At 69.0% G+C, this 10,588-nt stretch carries 9 protein-coding genes and 1 pseudogene; 7 read left to right on the forward strand and 3 right to left on the reverse strand.

Features of this window, described 5'->3' with window-relative positions; translation table 11 throughout:
* Positions 1-26: 26 nt before the first annotated feature.
* The 5 genes from D7V88_RS17255 (at position 27) to D7V88_RS17275 (ending at position 4,736) form a co-directional block, all read left to right on the forward strand.
* Positions 27-236, forward strand: a complete 210-nt coding sequence (locus D7V88_RS17255) for a hypothetical protein (protein WP_120541739.1) — start codon at positions 27-29, stop codon at positions 234-236.
* Positions 237-299: 63 nt separating this feature from the next.
* The gene (gene hemB, locus D7V88_RS17260) at positions 300-1,268 is read left to right on the forward strand and encodes a porphobilinogen synthase (RefSeq protein WP_120541740.1); all 969 of its coding nucleotides are present in this window, start codon (positions 300-302) and stop codon (positions 1,266-1,268) included.
* Between the two features lie 74 nt (positions 1,269-1,342).
* Positions 1,343-1,879, forward strand: a complete 537-nt coding sequence (gene sglS / locus D7V88_RS17265; protein WP_120541741.1) for a type IV pili motility protein SglS — start codon at positions 1,343-1,345, stop codon at positions 1,877-1,879.
* Positions 1,880-1,902: 23 nt separating this feature from the next.
* Positions 1,903-2,520, forward strand: a complete 618-nt coding sequence (locus D7V88_RS17270; RefSeq protein ID WP_120541750.1) for an RDD family protein — start codon at positions 1,903-1,905, stop codon at positions 2,518-2,520.
* Positions 2,505-4,736, forward strand: a complete 2,232-nt coding sequence (locus tag D7V88_RS17275; RefSeq protein WP_120541742.1) for a D-alanine--D-alanine ligase family protein — start codon at positions 2,505-2,507, stop codon at positions 4,734-4,736. Before D7V88_RS17270 ends, D7V88_RS17275 begins: the two co-directional genes overlap by 16 nt.
* 46 nt (positions 4,737-4,782) lie before the next feature.
* On the opposite strand, the gene D7V88_RS17280 is transcribed toward D7V88_RS17275, so the two are convergent.
* From D7V88_RS17280 to D7V88_RS17290, 3 genes are all read right to left on the reverse strand, one after another.
* Positions 4,783-5,691, reverse strand: coding sequence for an NADP-dependent oxidoreductase (locus D7V88_RS17280; RefSeq protein WP_120541743.1), 909 nt, complete (start codon positions 5,689-5,691; stop codon positions 4,783-4,785).
* 249 nt (positions 5,692-5,940) lie between these two features.
* Positions 5,941-7,245 carry a phospholipase D-like domain-containing protein gene (locus D7V88_RS17285; protein ID WP_120541744.1) on the reverse strand — a complete coding sequence of 435 codons (1,305 nt, stop codon included), beginning with the start codon at positions 7,243-7,245 and terminating at the stop codon, positions 5,941-5,943.
* 161 nt (positions 7,246-7,406) lie between these two features.
* The gene (locus tag D7V88_RS17290) at positions 7,407-8,834 is read right to left on the reverse strand and encodes a carotenoid oxygenase family protein (protein WP_120541745.1); all 1,428 of its coding nucleotides are present in this window, start codon (positions 8,832-8,834) and stop codon (positions 7,407-7,409) included.
* A gap of 177 nt (positions 8,835-9,011) precedes the next feature.
* Between D7V88_RS17290 and D7V88_RS17295 the strand changes: the two genes are divergently transcribed.
* On the forward strand, positions 9,012-9,698 hold the full coding sequence (locus tag D7V88_RS17295; RefSeq protein WP_120541746.1) for a TetR/AcrR family transcriptional regulator: 687 nt from the start codon (positions 9,012-9,014) through the stop codon (positions 9,696-9,698).
* Between the two features lie 45 nt (positions 9,699-9,743).
* Positions 9,744-10,547: pseudogene (locus D7V88_RS45735) on the forward strand (P1 family peptidase); the annotation flags it as partial.
* Positions 10,548-10,588 lie beyond the last annotated feature (41 nt).

Here is a 10,588-nt window from a genome sequence, read left to right on the forward strand (position 1 = left end):
CGGCACACCTTCAGGGAGTCACAGGCATGACGTGGACGAACGGAACCGAGCAGCAGCTTCAGGACGCACGCCGCGAACTGGAGGCGGCCGAGCGGGAACTGGCCAGCGGGACCGAGGCGGCTCGGGTGCGCTATGCGCGGGCGCTGTACGAGGCGGACCTCGCCCACCGGCGGGCCGACCGCATGGCGCGCGACAGCCGCCGCCAGCAGCAGAGCTGGCGCCCCGTCGCTGGCTGAGCAGGCAGGTGGGAGTCAGGGAAGGGGTGAAGCGCGGGGCCGGGCGGTTTATACCGGCGACCCATGGCCCATCCCGTCCACCGCCCCCGCCGGCTGCGCCGCTCCGCGGCCCTCCGTGACATGGTGAGAGAGACGCGTCTCTCGCCCACGGACTTCATCTACCCGCTGTTCGTCGTCGAAGGCCGGGACATCCGCCGCCCCGTGTCCTCCATGCCGGGGGTCTTCAACCTGTCGGTGGAGCACGCCGTCCAGGAGGCGAAGCTCGCGAAGTCGCTGGGCGTGCCGTCCGTCATCCTCTTCGGCATCCCGGACCACAAGGACGCGGAAGGCACGCAGGCCTACGCGCGCGACGGCATCGTCCAGCGCGCCATCCAGGAGATCAAGGCGGCGGTGCCTGACCTCCAGGTCATCGCGGACGTGTGCCTCTGCGAATACACCGACCATGGCCACTGCGGCGTCCTGGACGGCCAGCACGTCGCCAACGACGCCACGCTGCCGCTGCTCGCGCAGATGGCCGTCACGTGCGCGCAGGCGGGCGCGGACATCGTCGCCCCGTCGGACATGATGGACGGCCGCATCGGCGCCATCCGCAAGGCCCTGGACGAGGTGAAGCTCACCGACACGCCCATCATGGCGTACTCGGCCAAGTACGCCTCCGGCTTCTACGGTCCCTTCCGCGAGGCCGCACAGAGCACGATGAAGTTCGGCGACCGGCGCGGCTACCAGATGGACCCGGGCAACGTGCGCGAGGCCATCCGCGAGACGGCGCTGGACGTGGAGGAGGGCGCGGACTTCATCATGGTGAAGCCCGCCCTGTCGTACCTGGACGTCATCCGCGCGCTGCGCGAGAACTTCGATCTGCCGCTCGCCGCGTACAACGTCTCCGGCGAGTACGCGATGCTCAAGGCCGCCGGCCAGAACGGGTGGCTGGACTACGAGCGCGTGATGATGGAGGTCCTCACGTCCATCAAGCGCGCCGGGGCCGACCTGGTCATCACCTACCACGCCCTGGAAGCGGCCAAACTCCTCTAGGCAACACGCCGGCGCGACATCGCGGCGGAGAGCTTGATTGGCTCCGCCGCTTGCGCCCAAATGGTCCCCACACGATGCCCACCCAGAAGAAGCGGCCCGGACGCAGAACCGCGAAGCCTCCGCCTCGACGCGCCCCCGCCACCCGCAAGGGTTCGCGCGCGGGCAAACGCCCGGGCCAGGGCCGCACCCCTGTCGTGCGTGCTCCCGGTCCGTTGCAGTACAAAGTGGTGGAGCTGTCCACGGTGGACGAGGGAGCGCTGGAGCGCACCTTGAATGAGTGGACCGGCAAGGGCTGGAACCTGGACGGCGTGCAGTTCGCGATGCGCGAGTCCTCCAAGCGCCCGGCCATGGCCTTCATCTTCTTCACCCGCGAAGGAGAGGCCGCGCAGCACGACGAGGCCAGCGCGCGCGAACGGTTGCAGCGGTTGTCCGAAACGGGCAGCCCCACCGCGCGACTCGCGGCCGAATATGGAAGCCACGCCGACGAGCACTCCCAGACGGTGGTGCCCTTCGTCCACCCGCTGTCCGCGCACGAGCGGCTGGCGCGCCTGGCCGGCCTGGACGAACCGGAAGCCCGCGAAGAGGGCCTCACGCTGGAGCCGGAAGAGTGAGCGCCGCTCCCGAACGCAGCCTGATGGCCACGGACAGGGGAGGGGGCCGCGTGCTGCGGCTGGTGCAGGAGGACGCGCAGCCGGACTCGCCGTATCCGAAGGCGTCCCTGCTGCTGCGCCTGGGCGCGCGCGTGGTGGACTGCCTGACGGCCTGGGGGCTGTACGTCGTCTGTGGCGCGGCGGGCGCGGTGGTGGCGCTGCTGTTCCTGCTGCTCGCGGACGGGATGCTCCAGGGGCAGAGCGTGGGCAAGCGCATCTTCGGCGTGAAGGTGATGCACCTGCCCACGCGGTCGGCCGCGCGGCACCGGGACAGCACGCTGCGAAACGCCCCGCTCGCGCTGGTGGTGCTGCTGGGGATGATGCCCGCGCCGCACGGTCTGGTGGCCGCGGCGGCGGGCTTCGTGGTGATTGGCGGCGTGGAGGCGTGGCGGGTGCTGAGGGATCCGCTGGGCCTGCGCCTGGGAGACACCTGGGCGCAGACGCAGGTGGTGGACGGGAAGGTTGTGGCGGGCGCGACGGTTGCAGCCCGCACGCCGGTGGCGGCGGCACGCGCTCCGGGCCGTTTGATGTCCGCGGCGAAGGTGCGCCGCGCCAAGGCATTCAGGAAAGGGATACGGAGTAAGCCATGCGCATCGCGCTGACGTACAACCTGCGTCTGTCGGACACGGAAGATGAGGCGGAGTTCGACACGCAGGAGACGGTGAACACGCTGGCGGGAGCCATCGAGCGACTCGGGCACCGCCTGGAGCGCTTCGAGGTGAGCGGTCCCGCGTCGCGCACCGTGGCCCGCCTGGAGGCGTACAGCCCCGATCTCATCTTCAACACGGCCGAAGGCCGCCGGGGCCGCTTCCGCGAGGCGTTCTACCCCGCGCTCTTCGACGAGCTGGGGTTCGCGTACACGGGCTCGGATGCGTACGCGCTGGCGCTGACGCTGGACAAGCAGCTCACCAAGCTCATCCTCTCCAAGCACGGCATCCGCACGCCGGGCTGGCAGTACGTGGAGAAGCTCAGTGAGCTGGCGGTGGAGGGCCTGCACTTCCCCGTCATCGTGAAGCCCAACTTCGAAGGCTCCTCCAAGGGCATCACCCAGGACTCCGTCGCGGAGACGCTGGAGCAGGTGCGCGAGAAGGTGGCGAAGGCGCTGGAGAAGTATCCGGCGGGCGTGCTGGTGGAGGAGTACATCCGCGGCCGCGACCTCACCGTTCCGTTCCTGGCCTCGGTGGACAACGACTACGACGGCGTGCTGACGCCGGTGGAGTACGTCATCGACCCGGAGGTCTCCGCCGGGCGCAAGTACGCCATCTACGACTACGACCTGAAGACGCGGCGCGAGAAGGCCGTGACGGTGCGCGCTCCGGCGGACATCCCGCCGAAGATGGCGGAGGACGTGCGCAAGATGGCGCAGAAGATCCTCCAGGTGCTGGACTGCCGCGACCTGGGACGCCTGGATTTCCGCCTCTCCGACGCGGGCGTGCCGTACTTCCTGGAGATCAACGCGCTGCCCAGCCTGGAGCCGGGCGCGGGCATCTACTCCGCGGCGGAGCTGGAGGGGCTGCACCTGGACGGGGTCATCAACTCCATCATCCAGAGCGCGGCCAAGCGCTACAAGATCCGCGACTCCTCGCGGCGCCAGGGCAAGCCCGCGCGCAAGTCGGGGCCGCTGCGGGTGGGCTTCGCCTTCAACGTGAAGCGCGTGAAGCCCAGCGCCACGGCCACGGGTGAGACGGTGGAGGACAGCGAGGCGGAGTACGACTCGCCCAACACGCTCCAGGCCATCCGCGAGGCCATCGCTTCATGGGGCCACGAGGTCATCGACCTGGAGGCCACGGCGGAGCTGCCCACGGTGCTGTCCAGCACGCCGTTGGACATCGTCTTCAACATCGCGGAAGGGTTCAAGGGCCGCAATCGCGAGAGCCAGGTGCCCGCGATGCTGGAGCTGTTGGACATCCCGTACACGGGCTCCGACCCCGCGACGCTGTCGCTGGCGCTGGACAAGGCGCTGGCGAAGAAGATCGTCCGTCAGGCGGGCATCCTCACGCCCAACTTCCAGTTGATGGTCACGGGCAAGGAGCGGCTGAACAAGGAGTTCACCGGCTTCCCGCTCATCGTGAAGCCGGTGGCGGAAGGCAGCTCCAAGGGCGTCGTCACCAAGAGCGTCTGCTACTCCGAAGCGGAGCTGCGCGACGTGGTGAAGGAGATCGCCGGCAAGTACCAGCAGCCCGCGCTGATCGAAGAGTACATCGGTGGGCGCGAGTTCACGGTGGGCCTGCTCGGCGAGCGGCGTCCGCGCGTGCTGCCGCCCATGGAGATCGTCTTCCTGGACAAGGCGGAGAAGAACCCCGTCTACAGCTTCCAGCACAAGCTGGATTGGACGGACCGCATCCGCTACGACGTGCCCGCGAAGCTGGAGCCGTCGCTGCTGGAGAAGCTGCGCACGGCGGCGCGCAATTCGTTCATGGCGTTGGGGTGCCGCGATGTGGCGCGCATCGACTTCCGCATGGATGACAAGGGGCGCATCTACTTCATCGAGTGCAACCCGCTGCCCGGCCTCACGCCCGGCTGGAGCGACCTGGTGCTCATCGCGCAGGGCTCTGGCATGGACTACCGGACGCTGATTGGCGAAATCATGGCGCCGGCCATCCGCCGCTACAAAGAGCGCGAGGCGCGCCGGGCCCAGACGGAGCACCCGCCCGGCCCCACGCCGCCGCTCAACAAGGTGGTGCAGCGCATCGAGGAGCAGACGGCGCAGGCCAACGCCGCCGCCGCTGCGTCCGCCGCCGCCGCGTCCTCCCAGGCCCATGGCAATGGCAGCCCGGCCCTCGGGGAGCAACCCGTGCGCCCCGATCTGAAGTCCTGAGGTCTTGAAGGCCGGCGGTCCCAGTCAGGGGCCGCCGCCTTTCAGCTCAGTTGACGAGCAGCACCTTGCCAGTGCCTGCCGTCTCCGCGTGCTTCTGGGCCTCCTTCGCGGCGTCCAGGGGGAACGTTTGGGCGATGGGGATGAGCAGCTCCCCCTTCGCCACGCTCTCCGCGAGTCGCGCGAGCCGGGGCCCATCCGGATGGGAGAGGAAGAAGCTCCCCACGAGGCCCCGCTCCTTCGCGCCCACCGGTTCCCCCACCACGCTGCAGACCTTCCCGCCGCGCTTCACCTTGTCCAGGACGGGGGTGACGGCCTTGCCGCCCACCGTGTCCGCCACCGCGTCCAGCGTGGGCAGCTTCGCGACCTCCTCCGGACGGTCGATCGCGACGACGCCCTCCATGTTGAGCTCGCGGCGGGCCTGCTCCGCCTGCTGGGCCCGCACGCCGGCCCAGACCTTCACGCCCAGGGCATGGGCCGCATGGATGGCGGCGCGTCCCACCGCGCCCAGCGCGCCGGTGATGAGCACCGTGTCGCCCCGGGCGGGCTTCACCTGCTCCTCAATCAACTGCGCGCCGGTGAGCGTGACCATGGGCAGCGCGGCGGCGTCCCGCAGCTCCAGCGAGTGGGGCACCTTCGCCCAGACATTCGCGGGGGCGACGACGACCTCCGCGTAGCCGCCGTGGACCATGCCCATCACCCGGTCACCGGGCTGGAAGCCCTTCACGTTCGCGCCCACCTCCATGACCTCTCCGGACACGTCGCGGCCCAGGATGGTGGGGAACGTCACCGGCATCAGCTCCTGCATCTCGCCCCGCCGGATCTTCGAATCCACCGGGTTGATGCCCGCGGCGGTGACGCGGACCTTCACATCACCGGGCCCGAACTCCGGTTCCGGCATGTCCTGCACGGCGAGCGCGTCCACGTCCCCAAAGGACTTCAAGACCACGGCTTTCATGGGTGGGCCTCCACAGGGCGGTTGAAGGGGCTGAGTGCCCGTCGCAGTTCAATGCTGCGCATGCACCCGTTTCCCGGTGCGGATGGGGGCTCACGGGCTCCATCGCTCGCAGGCCTGCTGCGCCCGGCTTCGACCCGTTGCCCACCGGCCCGGAACCTGGAGACGCAGGCTGTGTCCCGCCTGCTGTCTCGCCTGCATGAGAGGGTCTGCCCTCGCTCGGGTGGCGATGCCCTGCTCGCCCGCCTGAGGTCAGCCGTCGCTGAGCGCCTGCGCCCAGCCCTTCTCGAAGTTGTCGTGGAAGGCCTGCCACAGCGTGTCGGAGTAGTACTTCACGAAGTTCTCGTCGTTGTAGCGCAGCGAGTTCTTCGACAGGTTGTGCGAGCCCGTCAGCACCATCTTGCGCACCGTCCCGTTGAAGTTCCCCGAATAGACGAAGTGCTTGCTGTGGGTGAGCACCTCCCGGGGCGTGCCGTCGCCCGTCTTCACGTTGTTGGCGGAGGCGTCGTAGAGCTGGCGCACGGTGATGTTGGACGAACCGCCCAGCTTGGAGCGGACGCCCGCGTCCATGTCCGTGTAGAGCACGCGCACCTTGCAGCCCAGCTTCGCGATGCGCAGCAGCTCCGTGGCCACGATGATGCGGCTGTCGTTGAAGTGGTTCTGGTTCACGTCCAGCGTGCAGCCCGGCGATGCTGACTTCACGTAGTCCGTGAAGTTGTTCGTCACGGTGTCGGACGACAGCTCGTTGTCATTGCCCGTGCGAGGGAAGAAGTAGGCCGTCCACGGGGCGTTGGGGGAGCTGTAGTAGCCCTGGCCCGACGTGGGGTTGTAGTAGTCCGTCGTCTTCGTCCCGCCGCGCAGGTCGTTGTGGTAGCCGACCCAGTAGTCGTACCAGTCCCAGTCCTCGTAACCGACGACCATGTCGTTCCAGTAGTTGTTCTGGGAGTAGGTGTTGTTCCACGAGCCCTGCACCACGACGCGCTGGATGCGATTGCCCTGGGGATCCGTCGTCGTGGAGAAGGTGAAGATCTTGTCGTGCATGATGGTGCCTTCACGGTCGAAGCCCGCGATGCACGCACTGCCCGCGCCCGTGCCGTTGCACCGGGTCAGCTCCAGCCGCGTCGCGTCCGGGCACGTCGCCGCCGGGGGCACGTGGCTGCTGATGTCGTGGATGACGCCGCCGGAGGCGAACTCGGAGGCCGCGCCGCCGTTCTGCTCGTCCACCACCAGCCGCACGATGACGCCCCGGCACAGCGCGGCCTTGATGGACGCGTTCAGGTGGTCCGTCGTCCACAGGAACATCGCGATGCGGATGTAGGAACCCTTCGGGCTGTTGTCGATGAGCCGGACGAGCTCGTCCTTGATGCGGTAGTCGCGCGTGGCCGTGTTGTCCGGCTGGTTGAAGACGACGTACAGCCCGGGCACGTTCGTCGCGTCCTGCCGCCGCGACGTCAGGTTCGGGTCCGTCTGCGCCGGGGGCTGACACCCCACGAGCGCCACCGCGAGTCCCACCACCGCCAGGAGCCCTGCACGCGCACTGCGTCGCTGCTGTTTCATGGCCTGCCTCCGTGTCTTCAAATCTCGCCATTTAGTACGAAATGGCGAGGAAGGCCGAGAGAGCAGGGCTGCGCCTGGATGAAATGCATTCTCCTGGATATGGATAATCACCGTGGCGGGGTACGCCCCGGCATGGACGGGGCGCTAGCAGGGCAGGGCGCTCACGCGGGTGCGAAGCCACCATGGAACGTGGGCGGCAGGGCGTGGTCGAAGTGGCACCGCGCCACGGGCCCCTCCTCCAGCCGCTGCGCGTCCAGCACCGCGACGTGGGACGCATCCGCCTTCGCGTCGTAGACCTGCGCGAGCAGCCACCCGTCGTCCTCCGCGCTGCCTCCGGGGCGGGGGACGAAGACGGGCTCGGAGGGGTACTGGCCTTCGCCCAGCGCGGCCTGCGTCATGCGGCCCGTCGCCACGTCGTAGCGCATGACCACGTCGAACGCGCCCTTCCGGGCCTCCTGGGAGGAGTGTCCGCCCAGGTACACCGTCTGGTGCGCCCGGCCCACCACGCCGGGGGCCACGCGGGGGAACTCGCAGCTCACGTCCGAGCGTTGCTCCGTGCGGAAGGTGCCTGCCTTCACGTCCACCACCGCCCGGTGCAGCATGCCCTGGGCCGGGGTGCCATTGCCGCCGCGCAGCAGGTCCCCCAGCCACTGGTTCGTCGTGAAGTCGGGGTAGTGCACGTAGTCCACCACCAGCGTGTCGCCCTGCTCGTATGCGTTGGCGAAGTGCCACTGGTAGAACGCCTCCGCGGGGATGCGCACCGGGTGCGCCACGTCGTCGATGGGCACCACCAGCACCTCCGAGCCCGCGTCCGGCCGCCACCGCAGGTTCTCCGAGTACGAACCCATCCGCAGCAGCATGCGGAAGATGTTGAGCCGCAGCGGCGCCAGGAAGAAGACGAGGTAGCGGTCCGTGGCGATGAAGTCGTGCACCATCGTCGCGCCCGGCAGCGTCACCTCCCCCATCCGCCGCGCCTTGCCCCCGTCCGGCAGCGCGTACAACTCCGCCTTCGTCTCCCGGCCGTACTGGATGCCGAAGTTGTAGGACGCCTTGCGCGACGGCACGCGGTGCGGGTGCGCGGAGAAGCTGCCCGCCACCACGCCCTCCAGGTCCGACTCGCGCACGGTGGACAGGTCCTCCATCGACACCTCCACCGGCTTGTCGGCCTCGAAGAGCGCGTACAGCTTGCCGTTCCACGCCATCACCGACGTGTTGGCCGAGTTCTTCTGGGCGTTGCGCAGCTTGTGCCACAGCGGCGTGGGCGTGCCGTAGGCGCCGTAGCGCTGCGTGCTCGCCTTGCGTTCGGCCACCATGGAGGGCGTCTCCAGAAGCCGCGCTGCGCCCTTCACGCCGTCCGGCCCGAAGCGCACGCCCAGCATCCCACCGTCCCCGTCGAACCAGTGCTGGTACGGCCGGCCGTGCACCTCGAACGTCCAGGGTCCCACCCGGTACAGCGAACCCCGCAGCCCTTCAGGCACCTGGCCCTCCACCCGCAGCGGTTCGAAGCCGTGCTGGCGGGGAAGCGTGCGGAAGCCCCGGAGCCAGCCCGGGGCCGTTGAGGACATCGTCTGCTTCATCGCGGTCGTCATGGCGCAAAACCCTTCTTCCTGGTGCGTGTGGAAGGCCGGGGACACCCCCGTGTCCCTTCAGCATGTAGACACAGTAAACATCGCATGTTGTCGCTGTCAACATGGATGTTGACGCTGGTAACTTCGTGCCCTGGAGGGTTAGGTTCCGGACGCGAAACGCCAGAGGAGGCACGGACGGTGGCGACCCGGAGCAAGCGGACCCTGAAGGAGACGCCGAAGGAGCCGCCGGCGGAGAAGGCGCGCTACCACCATGGGGATCTGCGCCAGGCGCTGGTGGACGCGGCGGTGGCGCTCATCTCCGAGGAGGGCTTCGGCGCGTTGACGCTCCGGGAGGTGGCCCGGCGGGCGGGCGTCACGCATGCGGCGCCCTACCGGCACTTCACCGACAAGGAGGCGTTGCTGGAGGCGGTGGCGATTGAGGGCTTCCGCACCATGGCGCGCGAGATGCGCGAGCGCATGGCCACGGCACCCCAGGGGCCCCTGGATCAACTGAGCGCGGCGGGCGTGGCCTACGTCCTCTTCGCGGTGCGCCACCCGCCGCACTTCCGGGTGATGTTCGGGCCGCACTTCCGCCACCCCCTGAAGCCGGAGGGCCCGCCAGGGGAGGAGGACGCCTTCGCCCTGCTGGTGCGTGGCATTGCCTCCGGGCAGGCGGCGGGGCTGCTGCGGGCCGGCGATCCACGGGCCCTGACGCTCACCGCGTGGTCGCTGGTGCATGGGCTCGCGTCGCTGTTCGTGGACCGGCAGTTGGAGGAAGCCGTGAAGGGCCTGGAGGCCGCGGAGGCGCTCGCCATCGTGCAGACGCGGCTGCTGATCTCAGGACTCGCGAACCCGGGAGCGGGCGGAAACAGCGACAGTCGGTAGGGAAGCGGGGTTGACCGTCGGAGATTGTCGGGTACGGTCGGTTCCATGGTGCGGATACCGGAAGAAACGGGGCCGAGGGTCCGGGCGCGGGAGCTGGGACTCCCGCTGGGGCGCTTCAAGACGGGCAAGTACAACGCCATCACGGACGTGGAAGGCGTGCTCGTGGGGCACTCCACCATCATCCAGGGCGAAGGCCCCTTGAGGCCCGGCCACGGTCCGGTGCGCACGGGCGTCACCGCCATCCTGCCCAACCTGGGCAACATCTTCATGGACCGCATGAGCGGGGGCGGCTTCGTGCTCAACGGCGCGGGCGAAGTCTCCGGCATGACGCAGCTCATGGAGTGGGGGCTCATCGAAACGCCCATCCTGCTCACCAACACCATGGCCGTGGGCGCGGTGTCCGACGGCGTGGCCCGCTACCTGGTGCAGCGCTACCCGGGCATCGGCGACGAGCACGACGTCATCATCCCCGTGGTGGGCGAGTGCGACGATTCGTGGCTCAACGACATCTCCGGCCGCCACGTGCGCCAGGAGCACGTCCTGGAGGCCATCAACAACGCGGCCACCGGCCCGGTGCGCGAGGGCAACGTCGGCGGCGGCACCGGCATGGTGACGTGCGACTTCAAGGGCGGCATCGGCACGTCGTCGCGCAAGCTGCCGGAGGTGCTGGGCGGCTACACGCTGGGCGTGCTCGTCATGTCCAACTTCGGCAAGATGCACAACCTGCGCGTGGGCGGCCTGCCGGTGGGCGAGGTGCTGGCGGAGAAGTTCAAGAACACCCCCCACCGCGGCAAGTCCTACGGCTCCATCATCGCGGTGGTCGCCACCGACGCGCCCCTGTTGAGCCACTGTCTCTGATACACATCTGACGCTGCCGACGAAGCTAGAAG

This window comes from Corallococcus terminator (assembly GCF_003611635.1).
GTDB lineage: Bacteria > Myxococcota > Myxococcia > Myxococcales > Myxococcaceae > Corallococcus > Corallococcus terminator.